The 25,164-nt window shown below is 65.8% G+C and carries 27 protein-coding genes and 1 pseudogene; 17 read left to right on the top strand and 11 right to left on the bottom strand.

Translation table 11 applies throughout. From position 1 onward, the window contains the following. Positions 1-74 precede the first annotated feature (74 nt). Positions 75-2,792: a valine--tRNA ligase gene (locus VJ109_RS14450; RefSeq protein ID WP_324757667.1), complete on the bottom strand. Its 2,718-nt coding sequence runs from the start codon at positions 2,790-2,792 to the stop codon at positions 75-77. A 284-nt stretch (positions 2,793-3,076) separates the two neighbouring features. Here VJ109_RS14450 and VJ109_RS14445 point away from each other — a divergent pair, with 284 nt between their 5' ends. Then, positions 3,077-5,008, top strand: coding sequence for a receiver/sensor box histidine kinase (locus VJ109_RS14445; protein WP_324757666.1), 1,932 nt, complete (start codon positions 3,077-3,079; stop codon positions 5,006-5,008). On the opposite strand, the gene VJ109_RS14440 is transcribed toward VJ109_RS14445, so the two are convergent. From VJ109_RS14440 to VJ109_RS14420, 5 genes are all read right to left on the bottom strand, one after another. Then, positions 5,005-5,916, bottom strand: a complete 912-nt coding sequence (locus VJ109_RS14440) for an HFX_2341 family transcriptional regulator (RefSeq protein ID WP_324757664.1) — start codon at positions 5,914-5,916, stop codon at positions 5,005-5,007. The two genes, VJ109_RS14445 and VJ109_RS14440, sit on opposite strands and share 4 nt — an antisense overlap. Positions 5,917-5,995: 79 nt before the next feature. Then, positions 5,996-6,406, bottom strand: a complete 411-nt coding sequence (locus tag VJ109_RS14435; protein ID WP_324757663.1) for a DUF2892 domain-containing protein — start codon at positions 6,404-6,406, stop codon at positions 5,996-5,998. Positions 6,407-6,479: 73 nt separating this feature from the next. Further along, positions 6,480-8,018 (bottom strand): sodium:solute symporter family protein, encoded by a 1,539-nt coding sequence (locus tag VJ109_RS14430; protein WP_324757661.1) that lies wholly within the window; start codon positions 8,016-8,018, stop codon positions 6,480-6,482. Next, positions 8,011-8,229 carry a DUF3311 domain-containing protein gene (locus tag VJ109_RS14425; RefSeq protein WP_324757660.1) on the bottom strand — a complete coding sequence of 73 codons (219 nt, stop codon included), beginning with the start codon at positions 8,227-8,229 and terminating at the stop codon, positions 8,011-8,013. The genes VJ109_RS14430 and VJ109_RS14425 overlap by 8 nt, the downstream gene beginning before the upstream one ends. 79 nt (positions 8,230-8,308) lie before the next feature. Further along, complete coding sequence (locus tag VJ109_RS14420) at positions 8,309-8,653, bottom strand: tRNA-binding protein (protein ID WP_324757659.1); 345 nt, start codon at positions 8,651-8,653, stop codon at positions 8,309-8,311. A 52-nt stretch (positions 8,654-8,705) separates the two neighbouring features. On the opposite strand from VJ109_RS14420, the gene VJ109_RS14415 reads away from it, so the two are divergent. Together VJ109_RS14415 and dnaG are read left to right on the top strand one after the other, a co-directional pair. Continuing rightward, a complete protein-coding gene (locus VJ109_RS14415; protein WP_324757658.1) occupies positions 8,706-9,419 on the top strand; it encodes a sugar phosphate isomerase/epimerase family protein in 714 nt (237 codons plus the stop codon). Between the two features lie 101 nt (positions 9,420-9,520). Then, on the top strand, positions 9,521-10,789 hold the full coding sequence (gene dnaG / locus VJ109_RS14410; protein ID WP_324757656.1) for a DNA primase DnaG: 1,269 nt from the start codon (positions 9,521-9,523) through the stop codon (positions 10,787-10,789). Here the strand turns inward: dnaG and VJ109_RS14405 are convergent. Together VJ109_RS14405 and VJ109_RS14400 are read right to left on the bottom strand one after the other, a co-directional pair. Continuing rightward, on the bottom strand, positions 10,780-11,202 hold the full coding sequence (locus VJ109_RS14405) for a GNAT family N-acetyltransferase (protein ID WP_324757654.1): 423 nt from the start codon (positions 11,200-11,202) through the stop codon (positions 10,780-10,782). The two genes, dnaG and VJ109_RS14405, sit on opposite strands and share 10 nt — an antisense overlap. After that, the gene (locus VJ109_RS14400) at positions 11,199-12,542 is read right to left on the bottom strand and encodes a DUF92 domain-containing protein (RefSeq protein ID WP_324757652.1); all 1,344 of its coding nucleotides are present in this window, start codon (positions 12,540-12,542) and stop codon (positions 11,199-11,201) included. The genes VJ109_RS14405 and VJ109_RS14400 overlap by 4 nt, the downstream gene beginning before the upstream one ends. Positions 12,543-12,663: 121 nt before the next feature. Between VJ109_RS14400 and VJ109_RS14395 the strand changes: the two genes are divergently transcribed. Continuing rightward, entirely contained in the window at positions 12,664-13,272 is a 609-nt protein-coding gene (locus tag VJ109_RS14395) for an undecaprenyl diphosphate synthase family protein (RefSeq protein WP_324757650.1), read from the top strand. A gap of 88 nt (positions 13,273-13,360) precedes the next feature. After that, complete coding sequence (locus VJ109_RS14390) at positions 13,361-14,233, top strand: Ig-like domain-containing protein (protein WP_324757649.1); 873 nt, start codon at positions 13,361-13,363, stop codon at positions 14,231-14,233. Here the strand turns inward: VJ109_RS14390 and uppS are convergent. Further along, the gene (uppS, locus tag VJ109_RS14385) at positions 14,230-15,144 is read right to left on the bottom strand and encodes a polyprenyl diphosphate synthase (RefSeq protein ID WP_324757648.1); all 915 of its coding nucleotides are present in this window, start codon (positions 15,142-15,144) and stop codon (positions 14,230-14,232) included. The two genes, VJ109_RS14390 and uppS, sit on opposite strands and share 4 nt — an antisense overlap. A gap of 121 nt (positions 15,145-15,265) precedes the next feature. Between uppS and VJ109_RS14380 the strand changes: the two genes are divergently transcribed. Both VJ109_RS14380 and VJ109_RS14375 read left to right on the top strand, forming a co-directional pair. Further along, positions 15,266-15,460, top strand: coding sequence for a cold-shock protein (locus VJ109_RS14380; protein ID WP_053967073.1), 195 nt, complete (start codon positions 15,266-15,268; stop codon positions 15,458-15,460). Between the two features lie 135 nt (positions 15,461-15,595). Continuing rightward, on the top strand, positions 15,596-16,003 hold the full coding sequence (locus VJ109_RS14375) for a DUF5778 family protein (protein WP_324757647.1): 408 nt from the start codon (positions 15,596-15,598) through the stop codon (positions 16,001-16,003). A 9-nt stretch (positions 16,004-16,012) separates the two neighbouring features. Here VJ109_RS14375 and VJ109_RS14370 read toward each other — a convergent pair whose 3' ends face one another. After that, positions 16,013-16,294, bottom strand: coding sequence for a DUF7577 domain-containing protein (locus tag VJ109_RS14370; RefSeq protein WP_324757645.1), 282 nt, complete (start codon positions 16,292-16,294; stop codon positions 16,013-16,015). Between the two features lie 97 nt (positions 16,295-16,391). Between VJ109_RS14370 and ahbB the strand changes: the two genes are divergently transcribed. The 7 genes and pseudogenes from ahbB to VJ109_RS14335 all read left to right on the top strand — a co-directional run bounded on the left by ahbB (position 16,392) and on the right by VJ109_RS14335 (position 21,237). Next, on the top strand, positions 16,392-17,456 hold the full coding sequence (ahbB, locus tag VJ109_RS14365) for a siroheme decarboxylase subunit beta (RefSeq protein WP_324757643.1): 1,065 nt from the start codon (positions 16,392-16,394) through the stop codon (positions 17,454-17,456). Beyond that, positions 17,453-18,100 carry a precorrin-2 dehydrogenase/sirohydrochlorin ferrochelatase family protein gene (locus VJ109_RS14360; RefSeq protein ID WP_324757642.1) on the top strand — a complete coding sequence of 216 codons (648 nt, stop codon included), beginning with the start codon at positions 17,453-17,455 and terminating at the stop codon, positions 18,098-18,100. Before ahbB ends, VJ109_RS14360 begins: the two co-directional genes overlap by 4 nt. Further along, entirely contained in the window at positions 18,097-19,443 is a 1,347-nt protein-coding gene (gene hemA, locus VJ109_RS14355) for a glutamyl-tRNA reductase (protein WP_324757640.1), read from the top strand. The genes VJ109_RS14360 and hemA overlap by 4 nt, the downstream gene beginning before the upstream one ends. Positions 19,444-19,447: 4 nt before the next feature. Next, positions 19,448-19,738 (top strand): hypothetical protein, encoded by a 291-nt coding sequence (locus VJ109_RS14350; RefSeq protein WP_324757639.1) that lies wholly within the window; start codon positions 19,448-19,450, stop codon positions 19,736-19,738. Positions 19,739-19,779: 41 nt separating this feature from the next. Beyond that, positions 19,780-20,058: a 4a-hydroxytetrahydrobiopterin dehydratase gene (locus VJ109_RS14345; RefSeq protein WP_324757637.1), complete on the top strand. Its 279-nt coding sequence runs from the start codon at positions 19,780-19,782 to the stop codon at positions 20,056-20,058. 3 nt (positions 20,059-20,061) lie between these two features. Continuing rightward, complete coding sequence (gene lwrS, locus VJ109_RS14340; RefSeq protein WP_324757636.1) at positions 20,062-20,451, top strand: LWR-salt protein; 390 nt, start codon at positions 20,062-20,064, stop codon at positions 20,449-20,451. Between the two features lie 121 nt (positions 20,452-20,572). Next, positions 20,573-21,237, top strand: a pseudogene (locus tag VJ109_RS14335) (HAD family hydrolase). Here VJ109_RS14335 and VJ109_RS14330 read toward each other — a convergent pair. Continuing rightward, positions 21,238-22,167 (bottom strand): molybdopterin-binding protein, encoded by a 930-nt coding sequence (locus VJ109_RS14330; RefSeq protein WP_324757635.1) that lies wholly within the window; start codon positions 22,165-22,167, stop codon positions 21,238-21,240. It lies immediately after the preceding pseudogene. Between the two features lie 89 nt (positions 22,168-22,256). Here VJ109_RS14330 and VJ109_RS14325 point away from each other — a divergent pair, with 89 nt between their 5' ends. The 3 genes from VJ109_RS14325 to VJ109_RS14315 are packed head-to-tail and all read left to right on the top strand — an operon-like array spanning position 22,257 to position 25,164. Then, entirely contained in the window at positions 22,257-23,033 is a 777-nt protein-coding gene (locus tag VJ109_RS14325) for a GIDE domain-containing protein (protein WP_324757633.1), read from the top strand. Positions 23,034-23,076: 43 nt separating this feature from the next. Next, positions 23,077-23,433 (top strand): Hsp20/alpha crystallin family protein, encoded by a 357-nt coding sequence (locus VJ109_RS14320; RefSeq protein WP_324757632.1) that lies wholly within the window; start codon positions 23,077-23,079, stop codon positions 23,431-23,433. An 18-nt stretch (positions 23,434-23,451) separates the two neighbouring features. Continuing rightward, positions 23,452-25,164, top strand: a complete 1,713-nt coding sequence (locus tag VJ109_RS14315) for an ABC1 kinase family protein (protein ID WP_324757631.1) — start codon at positions 23,452-23,454, stop codon at positions 25,162-25,164.

Below are 25,164 nucleotides of genomic sequence, written 5' to 3'. Positions count from 1 at the left end.
AGCCTTTTCGGCGGTGGAACCACGGACCCGGTCCAACGACCCGACCATCCCGGGGACAGCCGCCCACGGACTCCCTACTGGACGACGACGACTGCCGAGTCGGTCTCGGTCATCTCACCCTCGCCGGAGTAGGTCCGGGACTCTTCGACCTCGAACATCTCCGCGTCGAGTTCGAACTCACCGGCGACGACGAGCCGGTCGCCGTCGATCTCGTAGTCGCCGGACTCGATGCCCGCGTCGATGTCGCCGACGCTGCTGCCGAACTCCGGCCCGACGAGGGAGTAGTCCAGGTCGATCCCGCTGATCTCGGTCGTGATCTCCGGGGCCTCGTCGTAGGTCTCTAACTGATCGACGTGCATGGCCTCGGCGATGGCGTCCTCGAAGCCGGCGACGTGGCCGTACACCTCGACGGTGTCGAGGTCGGCGTTCAGCGCCAGCCCGTGTTCGGTCTTGTAGCGCCGCAGTGCCGAGACGACCTCCATCGCCGTCTCGCCGGCCGCCAGGTCGGCCTCGTAGCCGGCGGCGACCGGCCAGTCCGTCGTGTGGACCGAGCCGTCGTCCTCGGCGTAGAGCCGGCTCCACAGTTCCTCCGTGATGTGGGGCAGGAACGGCGCGAACAGTTTCAGGAACGTGCGGTGTGCGCGGACCAGCGTGTACTCCGTCGAGGGGTCACCGCCGCCCGAGAGGCGCTGTTTGGCGATCTCCAGGTAGTCGTCACAGAACGTGTTCCAGAAGAACGACCGCAGTTCGTTGCGGGCCTTCGAGAAGGCGTAGTCCTCGAACTTCTCGGTGACGGACTCGACGGTCGCGTCCAGTTCGGCCAGGAGCCAGCGGTCGACCGCCGAGAGTTCGGTCTGGTCGACGTCGTCGACAGACTCGGCGGCCGGGGTCAGTTGATCGACCAGTCGGGAGGCGTTCCAGAGTTTCTGAAGGAGGCGTTCGCCGGCCTCCAGATCACCCTCCTTGTACGGGAAGTCGTCGCCGATGGAGGTCCCGGCGGCCCAGTAGCGGGCGGCGTCGACCGGGAAGTTCTCCAGAACCTCGCTTGGCGGGATGACGTTGCCCTTGGACTTGGACATGGCCTCGCGGTTCTCGTCTAAGACCATCCCGTTGATCATGACGTTCTCGAAGGGGACCTCACCGGTGTGTTCGTAACACTTGACGACGGTGTGGAACAGCCAGAAGGAGATGATGTCGTGGCCCTGCGGGCGCAGATCGAAGGGGTACAGCTCCGACATCTCCATCTCGAAGGTGCCGTCCGTGATCGAGGCCGCTCCGTCGGTGGCTGCCGACCCGTCGGCGTGCCAGTCCCAGCCGGCGTTGACCAGCGGCGTCAGCGAGGAGGTCGCCCAGGTGTCGAAGACGTCCTCCTCGGGGGTGAGCGTGTCGTGGCCACACGCCGGGCAGCTATCGACCGGCGGGTCGTCCGAGAGCGGGTCGACGGGCAGTTGCTCGGGGTCGGCAAGCACCGGCTCGCCACAGTCGTCACAGTACCAGACCGGGATCGGGATGCCCGAGTCACGCTGTCGGGAGATACACCAGTCCCATTCCAGTCCCTCAATCCAGTGCTGGTAGCGACTGAACATCTTCTCGGGGAACCACTCCATGTCCCGACCCGCCTGCAGGTACTCGTCTTTCTTGTCCAGTAGTTCGATGTACCACTGCTCGGTGACGAGGTACTCGACCTCGACGCCACAGCGCTCGTGGACCTGGACGGTGTGGTCGTGGTCGCGGGATTCCAGCAGATAGCCGGCCTCGTCGAGGTCCTCGATGATCGCCTCGCGGGCCTCGGTGGTGTGCATCCCCTCGTAGTCGCCGGCCACCTCGGTCATCGTCGCGGACTCGTCGATAGCCAAGCGGAGGTCCAGATCGTGGGCCTGGTACCACTCGATGTCGTTCTGGTCGCCGAAGGTACAGCACATGACCAGCCCGCTACCGGTCTCCATGTCGACGCGCTCATCGGCGATGATGGGGACCTCCTGGCCGAACAGGGGGACTCGCGCGGTGCCGCCGACGAGGTGCTGGTTCTCGTCGTCGTCCGGGTGGACGAAGACGGAGACACAGGCCGGCAGCAGTTCGGGCCGGGTCGTCGAGATAGTGAACGTCTCGTCCTCGACCGGGCCGTCGCTGTCTTCGAGGAGGTCGAAGGCGATGTCGTTGAACTTGGTGTGTTTGTCCTCGTCTTCCTGTTCGACCTGAGAGATCGCCGTCTCGCAGTCCGGACACCAGATCGTCGGCGCGCGCTGGCGGTACTCGCGCCCCTTCTCGTAGAGGTCAAGGAAGGAAAGCTGCGAGACGCGCTGGACGTTCGGAGCGATGGTCTTGTAGGTGTTGTCCCAGTCGACAGAGATCGCGAGCGACTGGACGTCCTCGGTGAACTCGTCCTCGTACTGGGTACAGATCTCGCGGCACTTCTCCTGGAACTCCCGGCGCTCGAAGTCCTGGTGACGGATGTCGAGTTCCCGCTCGGTCAGCCGCTCGGAGGCGATACCGTTGTCGTCGTAGCCGAAGGGGAAGTAGACCGTATCGTCGGCCATCCGGTGGTACCGGGCGACGAAGTCCTGGAGCGTGAACTGATAGAGATGCCCCATGTGGAGGTTGCCCGAGACCGTCGGCGGCGGCGTATCGATACTGAAGCGGGTGTCGGCGTCGCCGTCGTAGGCGTACGTCTCGTCTATGACCCACTGGTCCTGCCAGGCGGGTTCGACGGCTCCCGGGTCGTACTCCCCGTCGAGGCTGTCTGTCTGTTCAGTCGTCGATTCGTCGGTCGGTGGGTCCTGTGTGTCACTCATTCGTAGCTGTGGCGGCGGTCGGTCGAAAACGGTGCGGGCGTCGAGCGGTGGAGTTAGTTGGGGCTGGACGCCCCTACTACGGGTACGAGAACGGACGGGATAGTGCCTCGACGTGCCATTAAGTGTACGGTAGCCCACCCACGGATTAACGACTTCGGTTTCTATCGGGGGGCGAGTGTGTTCACTGTGGCCCGGGGGCCGTCCGTTACCCGAGAACGTGCAGTCTCACGAACGGGTATCGCCCATTCCGAAATCGATTTGAGCCGTCGTTGCGAGATGTTCGTATGGCTGATGGGCCGTTCTGGTCGCCGCCGGAGTGTGGGCAGCGGCGGGTTTGCTACGTCACCACAGCGGAGGACCAAGCGGTGCCGAACGCGCTCGGGAGCGCGTTGGACGACATCACTGTGGTTCAGGCGGAGACCACAGCAGAGGCGTGTGACCGCATCCGGACCGAGTCCATCGACTGTGTCGTCAGCGAACACCACCCGCCCGAGATCGACGCCGTGTCGCTGACCGAACGCGTCGGGGCTGTCGAACGGCCGCCACCGGTCGTCGTCTACCCCGCCGACGGCGACGAATCCCTGGCCACGCGAGTCCTGGCCGCTGGCGCGGACGGCTACGTTCCCCAAGGCGGTCCCGACGGTGGTCAGGAACTACTTCGTGACCGCGTCGTCGATGTCTTGGAGAGCACACGGACCTGCCGCCGGCACCGCTGGCGGGAACAGACACTGGAGGAACTCGTCGCCCAAAGCGACGATGTCCTCTGGATGGTCTCGACCGACTGGAACGACGTATACCTCAGGAACGAGGCGTTCGAAGACCTGTGGGGCGTATCGACGGCGGCACTCGACACCGGTGAAACCAGTATCCTCGACGCCGTCCATCCGGCGGACAGAGAGCGTGCCAGCGAGGCGATGGAGCAGCTGTCGGCCGGCTCGCCGATCGATATCGAACTACGGGTTAACCCCCAGGAGTCCTACGAACGGTGGGTGTGGGTGAAAGGACATCCAGTCACCGACGGCGCCTGTGTCGAGCGCATCGTCGGGTTCTCGCGGGATATCTCCGACCGGAAGGCCCGGGAGCGTGAACTCCACGGACAGAAGGAGAAGATCACGGCCCTTCACCGGGTCGGGACGACGATAGAGAGCTGCGAGACCCCGAGTAGCGTCCACGAGAAGGTCGTCGCTGCCGCCGAGGAGATACTAGAGTTCGATGTCGCGATCGTCAACGAGGTCCAAGACGACTGTCTCGTTCCGCAGGCCGTTTCGTCACATCTGGACTCTGATAAGTACTACGGCCGTATCCCGGTCGACACGGAACAGAGCGACGCGGCGATGGCCTATCGGACTGGAGAGGCGATCGTCGTCGACGATATCAGGACCCGGGACGTCAGGCCGGCTGACACGGCGTTTCTCTCCTCGCTGACTGTTCCGTTCGGGGACGAGTTCGTCTTTCAGAGCGTCTCACGGGAGTCGGGTTCGTTCGACGAGGCCAGCCTCGAACTCGTCGAGCTGTTGTGTACGCAGGCACAGGCCAGGCTGAACCGGATCGAGACCGAACAGCAACTGCGCCAACAGGCTGCCGAACTCGAACAGCAGAACGAGCGACTGGAGGAGTTCGCCAGCGTCGTCAGCCACGACCTCCGGAACCCCCTGAACGTCGCGACCGGTCGCCTCGAACTGGCACGACGGGACAACGACAGCGACCACCTGGCCGAGGTGGCGAACGCCCACGACCGGATGGAGGAACTCATCGACAACTTGCTAACGCTGGCACAGGAAGCTCGGCAGCTCTCGGAGATCGAGACTGTCTCGCTGGCTGAGACTGTCGAACGCTGCTGGCGGACCGTCGAGACGGCGACGGCCACGCTCGACGTGCAGACGGCGCTATCCGTTCGCACAGACCGGGCCAGACTCCGACAACTCCTGGAGAACCTCATCCGCAACAGCGTCGAGCACGGGGACGAACGGGTGACAGTCACCGTCGGGACGCTGCCGGATCAGTCCGGCTTTTATCTGGCCGACGATGGGCCGGGAATCCCCGCGAGCGAGCGTGAAGACGTGTTCGAACCGGGCTACTCGACCGCGACAGACGGCACCGGGTTCGGGCTCGCAATCGCCAACCGGGTGGCCCAAGCCCACGGCTGGGACCTGTCCGTGACAGCCGGGGCGGACGGCGGGGCACGGTTCGAGATCACGGGCGTCGAGACCGACTAGCTCAGATCCGTCTCGGTGCGGTCCTCGGCGGAGTGTGCCCGCACCCACAGTTCGCCGATCCGTGAGAGTCGCGTCCGGTAGGACTTGCCGTGATCCTCCTGTTCGATGTAGCCTTTCCCGCCGGGGCCGAGGCGGTCGACGTTGTAGATGACCTTCGAGCGAAAGGAGTCGGTGTACTCCTCACCGAGATCCCGGGCCAGTTCTTGGGCGAGTTCGGAGACCGATTCGAACTCGCCGTGTTCGCCCAGCGTAAAGAGGATGACCTCCTCGAACGGTTTGACGTTCGAGAACGAGGCGACGGGGAGTTCGACGATGTGGGAGCCGTCGATCTCCTTGGCACCGATGGTCGTCCCCCGCTCGTCGAACTCGTCAAGCAGATCCAGCGCGGTTTCGAGTCGCTCGTCGACACGGTCGTCGACCGCGTCGCCAGCCTGGATATCCTGGAGGAGATCGGCCTGCCGGCGGAGTTCCTCGGCCAGTTCCGTCTCTAAGTACTTCTCGGGCACCGTGTAGTAGGTGTGGATGCGGTCCCGGTCGCCCTCACGCTCGACCATGATGGAGTGGGCCGCCGTCGCGAAGGCAAAGGAGACCGTCCGGGGCATCGCGGAGACGTTGACCCACACCTCGCTACCCGAGTCAAGTTCCGCGTTGATGAGTTCGAAGGCCTGTTCGAAGGCGTCGTCGTAGTCGTAGACGTCGGCGATGACGAACCGCTCGGTTTCAGCCCCCAGGAGGTTCTGGTAGTCTTTCTCCAGTTTCCGCGCGAGGTTGCGCGAGTACTCGACGTTGGCCTCGCTCCCGACGGCGCCTTCGAGCAGGATGACCCGGTCGACATCGAGTTGCTCGCGCACCAGCGGCGCGATGAGCCGGTCGTAATCGAAGCCGACCGGAACGATGTGGGTGTGCATACGTGTCGGTCGACGCGCCGAACAAAAAAGGGCGTAGTTTGTCCGTGGCAGATTCCGTCGTCGCCTCAGCCCTGGCGACTCACAGACAGCTATCGTGAGCGGTCTCGCCGTCACCGTTCGGTCGCCGGCGCTGGCCCGCGACGATCGGTTCGCCACACTCGATACAGGTCAGGGAGCCGGCCGTGTCGTCGGCCACGACGGCGATGGTCTCGTCGGTGTCGTCGGACGCCGTAGCCGTGTCCGAACTGTCGGTGTCGATGTCGACGCTCGCGTCCGTCTCGAAATCGGTGTCGTCGGTCTCGTGGAGCGGTTCGACCGCGGGGCCGCTGTTCCCGGCCGCGGAGACGCCCAGAGCGACGGCACCGACTCCGGTCAGAACGCCGCGGAGTCGCTTTCCGCCACGGAGCGAGCGGAGCGCGAGGATTCCCAGGCCCACGGCGAGCAGTACGCGGACGAGGCGACTTCGGTCGCCAGCGGTCTCAGTGTCCATACCTGGGTTCGGGAGCCCCACGCTCTTTAGTTTCACCCATCCGGACGGAGAAGTGACCGACGACGTGAGGGCATCAGTCGGCTTCGACACCGTCGACACGATAGGCGGCCCGGTTCTCGGTGGACGCCGGCGTCGTCACGAGCGAGATACCGATAGTCAGGACCGTCCCCAAGAGGATACCGACGATGCCCGGCGTCCACCCGAGATACGCTCCGGGCAGCGAGAGCGAGAGGTCGACGAATCCGGCGCTCGTCTCGATGATCGGGAAGACGTGCAGGATGTAGAAGAGCTGACTCCCGAGGATACCCGCGTACATCCCGCTCCGGGTCGTCCCGCGCCAGTACAGTGCCAACGCGACCGGCATCGTCAACTGTGCGAACCCGCTGAAGGCCGTGTCCCCGATCTGGACGAGCGTCCCGGGGGTGTAGAGGCTCGCGACGAACGACAGCGTCGCGAAGACGACCACGCCCACGCGTGCAACAGTGGTCTCGCGTCCGTCATCGGTCGCGGCTCGCTCGCTGTCGGTCTCCTCGGAGCGACGGATCAGCGGCCGGTAGATGTCGCGGGTGAGATACGACGAGCCGGACAGCAACATCGAGTCGCTAGAGGACATCATCGCGGCCATCGCGCCGGCGATGACCAGCGCCGCGAACCACGTCGGCGTATACTCCGCGAGCAGGGCCGGGACGACGTTGCTCCCCTCGGCCACCTCGACGCCCAGTCCCGCAGCCCAGGCACCGAGCATGAACGCCGGGACGAACAACAACAGGACGAGCACGGGCCAGAGCGCGAACGTCCGTTTGAGGACGGTTTTGGAACCGGCGGCGAAGAACCGCTGGTTGATCTGGGGGAACATCGCAACGCCGAAGGCGATGCTGACCGCCGTCGAGACGATGTACTGCCGGGTGTAGAGGCCGCCGCCGAGCGCCAGGAATTCGGGGTTGGTCTCGGCGAGGAGTGCCGTCGCCCGGCCGGCGCCCCCGACCGACGAGAGGACCCACGCGACGGCGATCCAGACCAGCGAGAGCATGAACAACCCCTGGAGCGTGTCGGTCCAGGCGACGCCGCGCATCCCCGAGACGGCGACGTAGAGGATCATAAAGAGGGTGATCCCGCCCGCACCGACCCAGAACGGGACCGCGCCGTCGGTCAGTCCGACCAGCGCCTGTCCGGCACCTTTCTGCTGGAGCATCACGTACGGGAACAGCCAGATCAGACTCACACCGGCGACGAGGACCCGCAGCGGGGTCGAACCGAACCGGTCGCCCAGCATCTCCCCCAGCGTGACGTAGCCGTGTCGCTTGCCGACGAGCCACTGTTTGTAGCCCAGGACGTACCAGAGGATCGCGAAGATGATCCCGTCCATCAGCCCCATCACCAAGATCCACTCGGGACCGGCCGAGAACGCGAGGTTCGGCCCGCCGAAGAAGGTAAACGCCGACAGCAGCGTCGCGAAGGTCGTAAAGAGGAGGACGACGGTCCCGAGGGTCCGGCTGGCGAGGTAGTAGTCCTCGGCGTTGCGGTCGGTCAACCGGTAGGCGACGACCCCGACGGCCAGCGCCACCACCATGTACGCGCCGACGATGCCCAACTGGAGCGTGGTCTCAGCCATCGGCGGGCACCTCCTCGATACCCAAGCCCCAGGCGGTGTGTGCGAAGACGGCGAAGACGACACTGGCGAGCCCCATCCAACCGATATGCCACCACAGCCAGACCGGGAGGCCGGCGGCGACCCGCGAACTGTCCCAGAGGAACCACGGGACAGCAAGCGCCATCAGTGCGAATGCGACGACTGCCCACCCGACGGTGCGCACGTGTCTCATGATTGTTGAACGAAGCTAGTTAGCTCCCGTACAAATCAATTTCGTTCCTTCGGTCGAGCTATCCGAAGAGAATTTGTCTTCAATACACGCGGGTCCCCGGTTCCACGTCCCGCTCCGTGGTCAGGTGGACCACGCCGTCCGCACCGTCGACACCGGTCACGAGACACTCGCTCTCGAAGCCGGCGATAGTCACTGTCCCGAGGTTCACGACGGCGATGACCTGCGCACCCAACAGGTCCTCGTGGTCGTACACGTCGGTCAGCCCTGCGGCGGACTGGAGCTGTTCGTCGCCGAAGTCGACCGTGAGCTTGTAGACGTCCTTCCGTGCGGCCGGGAAGTCCTCGACGTCGACGACTTCACCGACGCGCATCTCTACGTCTTCGAGGAACCGTGCGGGGTCGATCCGCTCCTCCGTGAGTCCCATGGCCGGGGTTTGTGGGGCCGGTTATATCACGCTCGCGGTCTCAGCAGCGGGTATGCGCACCGCGATCCAACTGTGGACCCTGCGCGAGCATCCGGGTTCCCAGGACGAACTGTTCGAGCGTATCGCCGCGGCCGGGTACGACGGAGTCGAGTTCGCGGGCCTGTCGGACCCAGTCGAGACGGCGGAGCGCCTGCAATCGGCGGGGTTGCTCGCCGCCGGCACCCACGTCGACGCCGAGGCGATCCAGTCCAACCCTGCCGGTGTCACCGACGACCTCGCGACACTGGGTTCCCCCTACGTCGTCGTCCCGTATCTGGACGACGACCACTTCGCTGACGCGGCGGCGGTCACCGAGACCGCGAGGAAACTGGACGAGTTGGCCGGGAGCGTCGAGAAACCGCTGCTGTATCACAATCACACGCACGAGTTCGTTCCGGTCGGAACCGAGACCGCCTTCGACCGGTTGATCGCTGAAACGACCGTCGGTATCGAACTCGATGCCGGATGGGCACGAGCGGCGGGCCGTGACCCCGTTACCCTGCTGGAGACGCTGTCGGGTCGCGTTCCGGTCATCCACCTGAAAGACGTCACCGCCGAGGGAGAGCCGACGGAACTGGGCGACGGCGTCGTCGATCTCCAGGCCGTCGTCGACGCCGCACGGGCGGCCGGCACCGAGTGGCTCGTCTTCGAACACGACGACCCGAGCGATCCGATAGCGTCGATGGAGACAGCCGCCGACGTGCTCTCGTCGCTCTCGATCGAGTGAGCGGCCAGGTGGACAGCTTATTTGAGTCCACCCCGCCTACGGACTAATAAGAACGGGTCGGCCCTGCTGTCCGCGATGGGCCAGCCACGCGGAGTCCAACGATGCAAGACACGGCAAAATATCTGATACACGCTGACATCACCGCCGCCGGGATCGTCGAGCGAAGCGACGTGGTCGGTGCGGTGTTCGGACAGACCGAGGGGTTGCTCGGCGACGACATGGACCTGCGTGACCTCCAGGACTCGAAGAAGGTCGGGCGGATCGACGTCGAGATCACCGCGGAGGGTGGCCGATCCCGTGGCGAAGTGACCGTCGCGAGCGGCCTCGATAAGGTCGAGACCGCGATCCTCGCCGCGGCATTAGAGACCATCGAGCAGGTCGGTCCCTGCGGCGCGGAGATCACCGTCACCGACATCGAGGACATCCGAAGCGCCAAACGCCGGGAGGTCGTCGATCGGGCGACGGAACTCCTGACCGAGTTCGAGGCCGACTCCGTGACCACCGAGGACATCGTCGAGACGGTTCGCCAGCGGGTCCGCGTCGCAGATGTCACAGAGTACAAGGGGCTCCCCGCAGGCCCGCGGGTCGTCGATTCCGACGCGATCGTCGTCGTTGAGGGGCGTTCCGACGTGGTCCAGCTGTTGAAATACGGCGTCAAGAACGCGATCGCCGTCGAGGGAACCGACGTTCCCGACGCCGTCGCGGCCCTGACAGCCGACCGGACCGTCACCGCCTTCTTCGACGGCGACCGTGGCGGCGACCTCATCCTGAAGGAACTGGCACAGGTCGGCGAGATCGACTACGTCGCGTTCGCACCACGGGGCCAGTCGGTCGAGGATCTGTCCCGAGCCGACGCGATGGCGGCACTCCGGGACAAGATCCCCTACGACGAGTTCGTCGAGAGCGAGGACGGATCGGACCCGAACGAGCCGGCCAGAGCCGACGGGTCCGTCACCACCGAGCGAGCCACACAGACCCTCGAAGACGCCGACGAAGGTGGGACAGCCACCGTCACCGAAGCGGTCGAACCGTCCGAAACCGAGACAGATCCGACCGAATCGACCCAGCGGCCGCCGGAGACACTCTCGGACCATATCGAGGCCGTTATCGGCGCAAACACTGGACAGGTCCGGCTTCTCGGTGCTGATCTGACGGTTCTCGCGGAGGGGGACGCAGAAGAGGCGGTCTCGCTCGTCGCCGAGAACGAGCGTGTGCCCGAGACGGTCGTCCTCGACGGGCCGTGCTCACAGAAAGTGCTCGACGTCGCTGCACAGCGCGGTGTCGACGTGGTCGTCGCCACCGACCACGGCGAGTACGTCAAACAGCCCACGAGCGTCCACGTCCGGATCGAGAACGGCGATCAGAGCTGACGGCACAACAGGACACCGTCGCCGTCGTCGTAGTGGTCCGGGAGGTGACTTTCGAGGGCGAAGCCGAACTGCTCGTAGAAGCTCCGGACGCGCTCGTCGTCGGCCCGAGCGGTGAGCCGGACGGTCTCGAACCCCCGATCTCCAAGCCGTTCCACCAACGTCGAGAGCAACAGCGTCCCGATCCCCTGTCCCTGTACCGGCGGGTCGACGGCCAGTTCCGCGAGGTACGCGACCGGGTGATCCGGAACAACCAGAGCGTAACCGACCGGCCGGCCGTCGTCGTAGACGAGCAGCTCCGGCGGACCGTCGACGGCGACCGTCAGGAGATCCGGCCACGGGTGATCGAGCGCGGCCGTCTGGATCGCCCGCAACCGGGTGCGATCTTCAGGACGGGCCTCGCGGATCGGACTCATACGAGGCCGCCACCGAGTGCCAGGACGACACCAGTGATCGCCGCTGCCAGCGTGGCCAACATGTTGACGCCCTGGTTGCCGACGATAGTGCCCTCGACAGTCGCACCGAGCAGGCTATCGACGGTCATTCCGATCAGACCACAGACGACGACGACGAGAGCACCAGTCGTGCCGACGGCGGCAAGCAGCGCCGACGCGATGCCGGCGATGATTCCCGCGCCGACCAGGCCGGCAGCAACCCCCTGCCAGGTGACCGCGCCGTCCGTCCCTGGTTCGACTCGTCGGAAAGTCGTGATGAGCCGCGGGTTGTCGTAGAGCCCGCCGAACTCGCTGGAGAAGGTGTCGGTCATCGCCGCGGCGACCGCGCCGGCGAAGGCGTAGAGGAAGAGCACGGGGTCGACGGCGATATGGGAAGGGCTCGCGGCGGTCGCCAGGACGGCCACGAGCGCGACGATCGAGTTCGCGAGGACGTTCCCGCTACCCCTGGCACCCTCGTTTTCCTCGGCGATCCCCCGCTGGAGTTTCTCCTCGTAGCGGTACTTCGAGGAGAGTCCACCGAGCCCGAAAAACGTCACGAGCATCGCGAACCAGCCGTAGCCACCGAGGACGATCGTCAGCAGTGCGAGCAGGATACCGGTCAACATCCCGGGGAGGGAAGCCGTATCGAGCGCGTAGGAGACGTATCCCAACACTGCCGTCACGGCCAGTGCGACGCCGATCCGCTGTGTCGTAACCGCGGGGGCGAGCACGACGAGCAACCACAGTAAGAGTCCGACGGTAAGCAACACCAGCGGATCGTCCCGTTCGAACAGGACCGACCGCAATAGCGCGGCCACCAACGCCCCGGTCGCCGCCAGGAACACGACGACCGGAAGCTCTACCGCTGCCGACTGAAGCCGCGCGCCGGCGACGTGCCCGGCCAGGCCCGCGAGGAACCCGGCGACGATGAACGCCCCCGTAGCCACGAACTGGTCGCTCCTGACCGAGGCGACGAGTCGCTGTCCGAGGTTGCCGAAGGCGACGACGAAGACGGTCCCGACGAACACCCAGGCGGCCATCCCGAACTGGACGGCAAACAGCGCCAACCCGGCGACAGCGAGCGAGAACGCGGCCAACCCGTGGAGCTTCCCGTCCTCGTAGTCACCCGGGCGAGCGAACAGTTCGAAGAGACGGGACCCCGGATCGACGACAGTCAGGACGAGGGCTGCGACGAGGACGAACGGACCGGTAGCGACGACGGTCGCCACCGCAGGCGACTGGATGCCCGTCGCGAGCGGGACGATCAGTGCAAACGTCCCGACGAGCGCGAACCCGGCCGCTCGCCGTACGGTCGAAGTCACGTCTCTCCGGTACCCCGGAGAGCCACTTACCGTTTCCGAACTCCGAGAGGAAATTCTCGTCCGTGTCCCGGTGAGACGCCGAGTCGTGAATTTTAGGCATCCCCTCGGTGTACCCGCCATTGTGGGCCTGTACGACCGCTACCTCGCGACCCGCGTCCGCATGAGTGACGCCGCTCTCCCCGACCGCGTCGCCCTCGTCATCACCGAACGCGACCTGCTGACCGACGGTGCCTACACGACCGTCGAGCGATTCCTCGACTGGGCGGTCCGGTACGGCGCGGGGACGATCGTCGTCTACGTGAGCGTCCTCGACGAAGAGGTCGTCCCGACGCTCCGACAGGAACTCTCGGCCATTCGAGCGCCGAAGACAGTCGCAGTGCGAGGGCCGGACGACGAGCGCCAAGCGGACGCACCGATCCAGATCTCGATCGGACTGGGCGGCCAATCGGAGTTCGCGACGGCGGTGGCAAAGCTCGCCGAAGACGTGGCCGACGGCGAACTGACGCCGGCAGAGATCGACGAGGACGCCGTCGAGGAGCATCTGGTCTTCCCGACCGACCCCGATCTCGTCATCAAGACCGGCGCCGAGCGCCTCTCGGATTTCATGATCTGGCAGTCGGTCTACTCCGAACTGTACTTCACCGACGTGAACTGGCGGAACTTCCGGCAGCGGGACTATCTGCGGGCACTCAGGGACTACCAGGAACGACAGCGACGGTTCGGTCAGTAAGCCGATGTCGTGATCGGCGTCGCTTGGACGCTCAAGCCAGCGTTTGACCGCACGGAAGACCCTTGCCACGACCACCGGAACGGCGAGTATGGACACGCTGCTGACCCGCCGCAGGTACCTCCAGGCTGGGGCGGTCGGAGCCGCCCTCTCCCTGGCTGGCTGTCGCTCGGCCACGGACGGTGGAGGCGGTGCCAGTCGCTCGACGACCGACCGCTCGCCGACGCCGGTTCCGACTCCCGACGCGACGGGGACCTACGCCTCGACGCCGGCGGGACCGAAGTCGTACCCGGATCGGCCGGCCGAACCGACCCGCGAGACTGCCGTCGAGTTCGCCAGAACCTTCGAGCGCACGCGGGCGTACAACCGACTGCACGCGGACAACGCCGAGGAAATTAACGCCCAGGGTGCCGCGCGACACGACAGGCCTGCACACGGCGGGCACTACGTCCTCGCGACTTCGACTGGGTACGCAAACTACGCCGACGACGTCCACGCCGACTGGGGACAGCTCCCGGCGCTGTACTTTGTCAGTCCCGGGCTGGTCGTCAGAGCCGGGGACTACAGGGATCGATACTTCGACTGTTCGGAGGTCTTCGCCAGCGAGGACAGCGCGGAGAACTTCGCGACACCGTGTGAGGGACAGTGGGCCTCCTATCGCGTCCACAACCTCCACACGGAGGCCCACGAGATCAGTGTCACAGTGGAGTACGGGACCGGCAGCGACTCGACGACGGTGCTAGACCGCGAGTACACCGTCGAGCCGACCGGCGGCGTCCAACAGGAGAGTGTTACCTACCGTCGGGGAACCTATCGAATCCGGGTAGAGACGGCAGACGGGTCGGTCACGGACACCGACTGGCGTCTCGGCGGGCCACCGGACCCGGATCGCCCGCTGACGGTGTTGGTGACGCCCGTCGGGGACCTGCGGATCCGTCGGGTCCCGTTCGGTTCGATCCGCTAATCGGCGAGTTCGTACTCCTCGTCGGCCTGCTCGCGTTCGCCGTTCGGGAGCGCGTCACGGAACCGGCGGAGCGTCGCCATGGCCTGCGATACGTCCCGGTCACCGACTGCGCGAACGAGTGCGAGCGCGCGCCGGGCGCGAGTCGTCCGCCAGGACTCCTGGCGGTTCTGGTAGGTCCGGATCGCCCGCAGGAAGTCGATCTTGCGGAACTCCGGCCAGTACGGCGTACAGAAGAACGTCGCCGCCTCGTTGCCGTTGGCGTGCCAGGGCAGGAAGTTCGATGTCCGCTCGTCGCCGCCGGTCCGGACGATCAGATCGACGTCTCGGGTCGGCCCCTGATAGAGGGACTCCGCAACCGTATCGACGTCCACATTGTCTGGTTCGAGTTCGCCGGCCTGGACGCCACGGGCAACGTCCCGAGCGGCCCCCAGAAGCTCCGCCCGACCGCCGTAGGCCAGGGCGATGTTGAGGTTGAGGGCGTCGTACCCCGCCGTTTTCGCTTCGGCATAGTCGATGGCGTCGAGGACCCGCTCCGGGAGCATCTCACGCTCGCCGATCGCACGGATGCACACCCCGGCGTCGTGGACCCGATCCGCGTCCGCGAACGTCCGGAGTTTCTCCTCGACGAGATCGAAGATGAACTCCCGTTGTTCGGCCGGCCGGTCGAAGTTCTCCGTCGAGAAGGTGTACAGCGTCACCTCCCGGACACCCAGTTCGTCACACCAGTCCAGCAACTGTTCGGTGGTCTGAGCGCCCTCCCGGTGGCCTTCGGTCGTTTCCTCGCCCTCCTTGCGGGCGTAGCGGCGGTTGCCGTCCATGATGACAGCGACGTGATCAGGTGCGCCACCGATCTCCGACCGCAACAACCGTTCGTACGCGGCATAGCCGACGGTACGCACCCAGTCCAGCATTACTGGATTGATATCAACGCGCCGATAAGGACTTTGTGGAACGGATCGGTCGACCACTCGGATCGCGAACGTGAACCGTGCACATATTTTATATATCCCTGGGGTCGTATGTAGGAGTGTAATGGCGACCGGTACGGTTGACTTCTTCAACGACACTGGCGGTTACGGATTCATCGAAACTGACGACGCTGACGAAGACGTGTTCTTCCACATGGAAGACGTCGGCGGTCCTGACCTCGAAGAGGGACAGGAAGTCGAGTTCGACATCGAGCAGGCAGATAAGGGCCCCCGGGCAACCAATCTGACGCGCCTGTAAGACGGGTTCTGTACCCGCGTCCACTGGCACTGATACCCGACGGGAGCGGCCCGTCGGCGGACCGATTCTGTGCGGCATTTTTCGAGCGGCTGCGAATGCGAAGTGCATTAGGGGAGCCGGGACCCACGTCCAGCCATGGCTGACGCAGACACGCTCGACGAGGACCTCTACCGACGGACCAAGCAGTTACTCGAACCCGGCGAGATCGAACTCAACGGGACTATCGTCCACACGGAGTACGACGGCAGCAACGAGATCGAGATGATGCAGGCGACGATCGAGGTCGGCGAGCGGATCGCCGCCGCAGCGGGACACGACCCCGCAGACACGTTCGTCTACTCGGGTAGCGACGACCCGGAGTTCGCCTCGAACCAGCACCAGGGGCTGACACTCGACGACGAGTCGTTCGTCTGGGAGTGCCAGCAACTCCTCCGTGAGGGATCGTTCGACCTGGTGTTTTATTACGAGGCCAGCGCCGACCACGAGGGCCTGTTGGCCGATCTCGAAGACCGCGGCTACGAAGTGAGCGGCGTCGAAGGCTGACCGGGGCGCTCAGTGCTGCAAGCGCTCCTGACAGTTGTGACAGTAGGTGTAGTCAGTGCCGTTGGCGGAGCCACAGATCCGGCACGTGACCGCCTCGACGGCCGCCTGCTCGAAGTAGGCGTTCAGTTGCCCGGCATCGGGTTGTTGCTCGCCAGCGAACTGCTCGATCAGCGTGTCCTTGGCCGCGTAATCCAACACTCGGAACATGAGGAGGAACGAGCCGGGGACAGCGACCAGTACGCAGAGGAAGACGAACAGTCTGAATCCCAGTTCGAGCGTGGAGATCGACACGATTCATGTTAGGTCCCGAACCAGTAAAGCGCTCTGCCGCCACCCAGTGGCTGTCTCGTCCGGGCTGTTTATGTCCGCCCAGACCCGAACCTATCGTATGACAGCGGACCTCGAATCAGTCGACCGCGCGGTCCTCAACGCCTTCCAGGGGGGGTTTCCTGTCGTCGAACACCCCTTCGGGCCGGCCGCCGACGCGCTGGCCGACCACGGCATCGACGTTACCGCCGAGGAACTCCTCGACAGGGTACAGCGACTCGACGACGAAGGGGTCCTCACCCGCTTTGGCGCACTCATCAACGCCGAGGCGATCGGCGGGACGGCGACGCTGGTGGCGACACACGCGCCGCCCGAGCGCTACGACGACCACGCGGAACTGATCAACGACCATCCCGAAGTCGCGCACAACTACGAGCGGGAACATCCACATCTCAACATGTGGTTCGTCCTCTCGGTCGCCGACGAGGCCCGCGTCGACGCGGTGCTGGCCGATATCGAAGCCGAGACCGGCGAGGAGACGTACAACCTCCCCAAACAACAGGAGTTCCACGTCGGCGCGAAGTTCCCCGTCGAGGGACCACAGACCCAGGCCGTCGACTGCTCGGACGCCGGCCCGGAGGTGACGCCGACCGACCGGCGGTCGCTGACGGCCGCGGAACTGGACCTCGTGTTGGCGATCCAGGACGGCTTGCCGATCACTGCGACGCCATACGCCGACGTGGCCGCGGAGATCGGTGCCGACACCGAGTGGGTCGTCGAGACGATCAAGCGATTCGACGAGGAAGGGAAGGTCCGGCGGGTCGGCGCGATCCCGAACCACTACGCGCTGGGCTACAGCGAGAACGGGATGACCGTCTGGGACGTTCCCGACGACGTGGTCAACGAGGTCGGGCCAGCGATCGCCGAGTTCGACTTCGTCACCCACTGCTACGAGCGACCCCGCCACGAGGGGGTCTGGCCGTACAACTTCTTCGCGATGACCCACGGGCGCAGCGAGGAAGAGAGCCAACAGCGCATCCAGCAGGTCCACGACCGGATGAGCCAGTACTGGGACATCGGCGAGGACGACTGGGACACGCTGTTCTCGACGCGCATCCTCAAGAAGACGGGGATCAGGCTGGACGAGCGGGCGCGCGCAAACGCCGAGACTGCCACCGAACCGTGATCCCGCTCTTACACGACTTCACCGACGAGACGGTCCTGGTCGTCGGCGGTGGGCCGGTCGGTGCACGGAAGGCCCGCCGGTTCGCGGCCGAGGCGACCGTTGTGGTGGTCAGCCCGGAGTTCGCCGAGAAGGACTTCGGCGACGCCCAGCAGATCCGGGCGGCGCCCGACGCGGACGGGATCGCGGCGTGGATCGAACGGACCGACCCCGCGCTCGTCGTCGCCGCGACGGACGATAGCCACCTCAACGACGCGGCCGCGGCCGCGGCACGCGAGGCCGGCGCGCTCGTCAACCGGGCGGACGACCACGGCGAGCGAGCGGTCGACGACGTGGCGGTGCCGGCGACTGTCAGGGACGACCCCGTCACGCTGGCGATCGCCACCGGTGGTCGTGCCCCCGCGCTCTCGAAGTACCTCCGGGAGGAGTTCGAAGCCCAGTTCGGGTCAGCCGGCGAGATGGCCGCGCTCGTCGGCGATCTGCGCGACGACCTCCAGTCCCAGGGGGTCGATCCCGAGCGCCGGCGGGACATCGTCCGGACCGTTGTCAGAAACCGGGAGCTTTGGAAGGCTTTAGATAGGGGCGAACCCAATCCCCACCAAGTACTAGCAGACGTGATCGAGGATCTACCGGGTGAGACGGCGTGAGAGACCAGCACGGAGTCATCGTCGGCGTGAGCGTATCACACGAACACGCGACCGTCGACCAACTAGAGACTGCGGCCACGGACAGCCAGCGCCACGCGGTCGAGACGCTGCTGTCCCGGCCCGGTGTCGAGGAAGCGCTCTCGCTCCAGACGTGTAACCGGACGGAGGGCTACGTCGTCGCCCCGTCACACGAGGCCGGGGTGTCGGCCCTGGAGCTGTTCACACGCGAGATCGACGACGACGCGGCCGTGGTGATGGACCACGAGGAGAGCCTTCGCCACCTCCTCCGTGTCGCTGCAGGGTTGGAGTCGATCGTCCTCGGCGAGGACCAGATCCTCGGCCAACTCAGGACCGCCTACGAGGAGGCCCGCGGTGTCGGCGGTATCGGACCGGTCCTGGAAGACGGGATCACGAAGGCGATCCACGTCGGCGAACAGGCCCGCTCGGAGACGCGGATCAACGAAGGGGTCGTCTCGCTGGCCTCCGCGGCGGTCCGACTCGTCGGCTCCGATCGGGCTCTCGACGGCGAGAGCGCGCTCGTGGTCGGCGCCGGCGAGATGGGGCGGCTCGCAGCGGTCGCACTCGCCGAACGGGTCGACCACGTCATCGTCGCGAACAGGACAGTTCCACACGCGGAGCATCTGGCCGACTCGATCGACACCGACGCGAGCGCGGTCGCACTGGACGCTCTCGAAGCCGCCGTCGAAGAAGCGGCCGTCGTCGTCTCCGCGACGGGTAGCAACGACAAGGTCTTCGAGACGCCGGCGTTCGAGGACGCCGGCGAGACCGCGGTCGTCGACATCGCTCAACCCCGCGACGTTCCAGCCGAGGCCGGCGATCTGGAGTCGGTGACCGTCTACGATCTAGACGCGCTCGAATCGGTCACCGAGGAGACCCGGACACAGCGTCGCGAGGCCGCGGAGGAAGTCGAACGGCTCGTCGACGAGGAGTTCGACCACCTGCTGACCCAGTACAAGCGCAAGCGAGCCGACCGCGTCATCTCGACGATGTACGAGAGCGCCGAGCAGATCAAGGCCGCCGAACTCAACACCGCGCTCTCCGCGGCAGAGTTCGACGAGAACCAGCGCGAAGTCGTCGAGTCGATGGCCGACGCGATCGTCTCACAGTTACTCGCCGCGCCCACCCGGAGTCTCAGAGACGCCGCCGAGGAGGACGACTGGTCGACGATCCACACCGCACTGGAACTGTTCGATCCCGACTTCGGCGGCGACGACCAGTCCTCACCGCCCGAGTTCGTCGAGGAGATGCATCCCGAAGACATCCCCGAAGGAATGCGCGAGGAGATCCCCAGCGCCGTCTTAGACGAACTCGCCGACGACTGAGCCGATGGTGAGTATCACCCCGCTGGTCGTCGGCGCCGGCTTCGTCGCCGTCGCGATCGGTGGGTTACTGGAGGTAACCGGCTACGACGAGGACCGGCGCCGCGACCACCGTCGGGTAGCACAGGTGTTCACCTACGGCTGTCTCCTGATGCTCGGACTCGGCGGCTTCGCGGTCTGGACCGGTGCGACGAGTGGCGTCCTGCCGACGTGGGCCGTCGTCGCACTGGCCGTCGTCACGGTCGGCGTTCTGGGGACGCAGTGGAAGCTTCGACGGGCGATCGACGACAGCGGGTGACCGGCACAACGGTTTTCGGCGTGGCACTCCAGCGTTCGCCCATGGCAGACCTGCTTTCCGACGACGAGATCGAACAGCGACTCCCCGAGGGCTGGAACCGGGAGGGAGACGAGATCGTCCGTGCCTTCCAGTTCGACGGCTACCTGGACGCGTCAGGCTTTCTCGGCGCCGCCGCGGGACTGGCCGAAGACGCCTGGCACCACCCCGAGATGACGATCACGTGGGGCGAGGTGGAGGTCCGACTGACCACCCACGACGCCGGTGGGATCACCCAGAAGGACATCGACCTCGCCGAACGGTTCGATGGCATCTACGACTGAGTCGTGTCCCCCTCGGACCCTCGTGAGGCGCCGGCGTGCTACGTCTTCCGGGTACGGTTCCGGCTCGATACGCCCGGCGGCGTGGCGACCGACCCGGACCGCTTCGAGACGACCGTCTTCCGACGGGCCGACCCGCCGGGCGAGCCGGCCTGGCTGTTCTTCCGGGACAACTGCTGGCGCGGGGAACTGGCCGACGAGTCCCACTTCCGGGATGTCGTCGAGTCGGAACTGGGCGTCCCTGTCGAATCCGTCTCGTTCAGCGAACTCCGGATCGACGAGGACGCCTTCGCGGAACTGAAAGCGGCCATCGCCGCCGATCTAGACCCGTTCAACGCGGACTCGGTCTCCGAAGTGCTCTCGAAGTATCTCGGAAGCTCGATCCGCGTAGAGTGACACTGCCCCACAATCGACCGGTTCCATACCGGTTAGGGGCCAGCTACGGCCGATATCGTCCGATTACCCGTCATAAAGGCCCGAAGACCTTTACCGGATACTCACCTACTAGTCGTCCCCTATGACAACCGACCACTACGACTTCTGGCTGTTCGACCTCGACGGGACGCTCGTCGACATCGAGCCGTCGTACCCGACGGCGGTGATGAGCGAAGTCGGCGATCGCCTCGGGGTCGGGTTCTCCGAGGAGGAGGCCAGAGTCCTGTGGTACGGGATCGGCGGCGCACGCGACGAGTTCCTCGCCCGAAGGGAAGTCGACCCGAGCGGTTCTGGGAGACGTTTCACGAGGTCGAGAACCCGACTGATCGGGCGAACGCGACGTATCTCTACGACGACGCCGAGCGGTTCCTGGCGTCGTGTGAGGTTCCGGTCGGGCTGGTCACACACTGCCAGGACTACCTCACCGGCCCGGTCCTAGCGGAGTTGAACATCGCCGACTGGTTCGATACGGTGGTCTGCTGTGACGACGACATCGGCTGGAAGCCCGATCCGACGCCCGTCGAGCGGGCGATGCGGGACCTGGGGTTGGTCGACGGGACGGGGCAACCGATGACCGACGGCGGTACCGCTGCCGCCGGTGCGCTCGTCGGCGACGACCCCGACGACATCGGTGCGGCGCGCAACGCCGGCCTGGACGGCATCCACGTCCAGCGCCGGCCACCGGCGGTCGACGGTCGCTGTGTCTGGGGCGACCGGCGGGTCGACTCGTTGCTCGACCTGCGCTGATCAGGGGAGATAGTCCCAGTTCTCGACCCGACAGGTCTCGCCAGCGGCCGGTGGCTCGGCGCCAGCAGGAACCGTGAGCCACCCGTCGGCACGAGTGACCGTTCCAAGATCAGTTCCGGCCAGCGGCGTCGCGGTTCCGTCTTCGACGGTGACCGGGACGCAAGACTGTGCGTCCCGTCGGACTGGGACATCCTCGGCGAGGGTCGCCCTGCGTTCCGGGTGTGCTGTCAAGGGGGCAGCGGCGAAGCTCTTGAGCAGCGGCCGCAACAGTTGGACCGCGGCGACGTGAGCCGGGACGGGTTTCTCGGGGAGCAACAGCACCGGGCGGTCCTCGACGACCGCCAGCCCCGTTTGGTGTCCGGGATCGAGACGGAGTTCGTCGGTCAGGATCGTCCCGAGATCGGCGACGACCTCCCGGAGAGTGTCACCGGGCGTCGTCCCCGTGACCACGAGAACGTCCCGCGTGAGGTCGCGCTGGACCGCCATCCGGAGCGCCGGCCTGTCGTCGGCGACGGGGTCGCGGTAGGTCACCTTCCCACCCCAGCGGTCGGCGTACTGTGAGAGGGTAAACCCGGCCGTCTCGACGCGTTCGTCCCGCTGGCCGTCCCGCTGGACGAGTTCGTCGCCGGTCGGGACGATCCCGACCTGGGGCCGCTGGTAGACGAGCAACTCGTTGACGCCGGCCGCCTTCAGCAAGCCGACATCGACGGGCCGAACCTGGTGACCACGTTCGAACACCGTCGATTCGTGGTCGATCCCGGCCTCCGGGACTGCTTCGGCGGCCGTCGCGTCCGTCGCCAGGACCCGTCCGACGGCGACCGACAGCGGGATGCGATCGGTCCGGTCGACCGGGACGGCGTAACTACCGATCTCTCGTCGTGCCGTCTCCAGCGTGAGCGCGTCGTCGTCCGGTTCCGGGGAATGGGCCATACGGGGTCTTGGAGTCCGACCTGCAAAAGCATCCGCCGTCGACCGCGAGAGCGTGTACGCTTATCAGCCTCCACGCCGCCACTGCGTGTATGGTCGTCCCGCAGTTGGTCCTCCTGGGAATCACCGCCGTCGCGGGATACTTTCTCCTTACCGGCGGTCGAGAACTATCCACAGTCTATCATATCCTCCGGAACGATCCCGTCCCGATCAGAAGCGTCGACGGGCATACGGGTCCCGTCGAGATCGAAGGGACGGCCGTCGTCGACGAGGAGTCCGGGACCGTCACGTCGCCACTGACCGGCAGTGACTGTCTCGCCTACACCTACGAGGTCCAGGAACTCCGGTCGTCGGGGAAACACTCCAACTGGGAGACGCTCGACGAGGGGATGGGAGGGGTCGACTTCCTCGTCGACGACGGTACAGACCGGGTCCGCGTCGATCCGGAGGGAGCCGACATCCGGTTCGAGTCCCACTCCGTGACGGTCCCGCCCGGGACAGAACTACCGGAGACTCTCGCACAGTACGTCGGCGCCTCCGATGCGGTCGACGAACAGGACCGGACGCTGAATCTGGTGGTGACGGAACTGTCGGTCGGGAACAAACAGCGGTTCATCGAGCGCCGACTCGATCCCGGCGAACACGTCTACGTCTACGGACTCGCCCGGCGTGGACCAGCCGCCGAGTGGGGGAGCACCCTCGTGGACGCAGTCATCGGTGCAGGCGACGGGACACCCGTCTTCGTCATCTCGGATACGGACGAGCGTGGGACGGCCTGGCGCATCGCTCGCGATGGATTGCTCAAAGCCGGCCTCGGTGTCGTGGGACTGGGGATTGTGGTGGGTTTCGGGATCGGAGTCCTGTTCTGACGGGACCGTCGGGTTTAACGAGGGTCGCCCCTTACCGCCGTGTATGTCAGCGCTGCGTGAGGCGTTACGTGACCTCCCCGACGCCGTGTTCGCGGACGTACTCGAATCCGACGACGCGTATCTGCTCGTTCTGGACCTTCCGGGCGTCACCAGCGACACCATCGACGTCCGTGTCGAGAGCGGTCGACTCGTCATCGAGGGCCAACGCAGCAAGGACGTCCCCCGCGAGTTCCGGTTCGTCGAAGAGGACCGGTCGGTGTTTCTCGACGCCGAACTCCCCATGCCACCGGACGCGACCGGGCAGGGCGCCGAGGGGACGGTTCGAAAGGGCGTCCTGGAACTCCGGCTCCCGAAGGCCACAGCCGCACCGAGTACGACGATTCCCATCGACGAGGACTGATCCTGGGGTGCCCTGCTGGTGAACTTTCGCGCGTACTGGCGGTTCTTCGTCGTCGCACGCCACTTCCTGCCCCTGTTGGTCGCGTACGCCCGGGACCGAAAGCGCTTCCTCGTCGTCGGTCGTTCCCGTCGCGTCACCGGCAAGCAGCGCCGACAACGGGCACAGGCGCTGTTGGATTCGTTACTGACCCTCGGCCCGACGTTCATCAAACTCGGGCAGTTGCTCTCGACGCGCCCGGATATCCTCCCACCGGAGTACATCGAGGAGTTCTCGAAGCTCCAGGACCGGGTCCCGCCGGCCGAGTGGGAGGCCGCGAAGGGCGTACTGGAGTCGGAACTGGGGGCGGTCGACGACGCCTTCGACGAGTTCGAGAGCGAGGCCATCAGCGGGGCCTCGCTCGGCCAAGTCTACCGTGCCGAGATCGACGGCGAACGGGTCGCTGTGAAGGTCAGACGGCCGGGGATCGAGGACCTCGTCGAGGCAGACCTCCGGGTCATCAAGTGGTCGCTCCCGATACTGATGTACTTCGTCGGCGAGGCGCGGTCGTTCTCGCTTGAGACGCTCGCCGACGAGTTCTCCAAGACGATCCGCGAGGAGATGAACTACAAGCGGGAGGCCCGGATGCTCACCGAGATCCGCGGGAACTTCGCGGACAACGACCGCATCCGCATCCCGAGAGTCACGGAGAGCCACTCCACCGAGCGGGTGCTCACGATGGAGTACGTCCCGGGGACGAAGATCAACGACATCGACGATTTGGACGAACGGGGGTTCGACCGGACGCAACTGGCCGAGACCCTCCAGCGGGCGTACCTCCAGATGATCATCGACGACGGCGTCTTCCACGCGGACCCGCACCCGGGGAACCTGGCCGTCCAGGACGACGGGAAACTCGTCTTCTACGACTTCGGGATGTCGGGCCGAGTGGACCCGTTCGTCCAGGACAAGATCATCGACTTCTACGCTGCGGTCGCCGACCAGAACATCGACGCGATCCTCGACGCCCTGATCGAGATGGGCACCCTTTCGCCGGAGGCCGACCGGCAGGTGATGGGTGACGTGATGGAACTCGCCATCGCGGACGCACGCGGAGAAGATATCGAACAGTACCGCGTCCAGCAGATCATCCAGCAGGTCGAGGATACGATCTACGAGTTCCCGCTGCGGCTCCCGGCGAACCTGGCGCTGGTGCTCCGGGTCGCGACCGTCGTCGAGGGCGTCTGTGTCACGCTCGATCCGGAGTTCGACTTCATCTCCGTCGCGACGGACTATCTCCGTCAGGAGGGGCATCTCGCGGAAGGTGTCCGGAACTACATCGAGGACCGACAGCAGGAGATCCAGGATGCGACCCGATCTGCGGTTCGGATTCCGCCGAAACTCGAATCGGTGTTGGACCGGGTCGAGCGCGAAGACCTCCACGTCAGGGCCGATCTAGAGGACTCGGACCGCCTGCTCGCCGCGATGACAAAGCGGCTCATCCTCGGGATGTTACTCGCCAGTACGCTGTTCTCGACGGCGCTGTTGTACGCCGAGGCCTCACTGATCGGAGCGGGTGTCGCCGGCGTCGGTGCGGTCCTGCTGACCGGGGCGCTGTGGTGGTCGTTCCGCTCGAAGAGAGGCGTCCGGGCGAAACCACAGTTCACCCGCCAGAGCATGCGCGAGCGGGAGCAAGGCGGTGGCTCGGCCACCACGTTCGAGTATCCGACGGAGACCGACGACTCCGACGGATAA

It is taken from the genome of Haloarcula montana, assembly GCF_035666295.1.
In the GTDB taxonomy this organism is placed as follows: Archaea; Halobacteriota; Halobacteria; order Halobacteriales; family Haloarculaceae; genus Haloarcula; species Haloarcula montana.
This window is presented reverse-complemented; position numbering and strand designations above follow the sequence as displayed.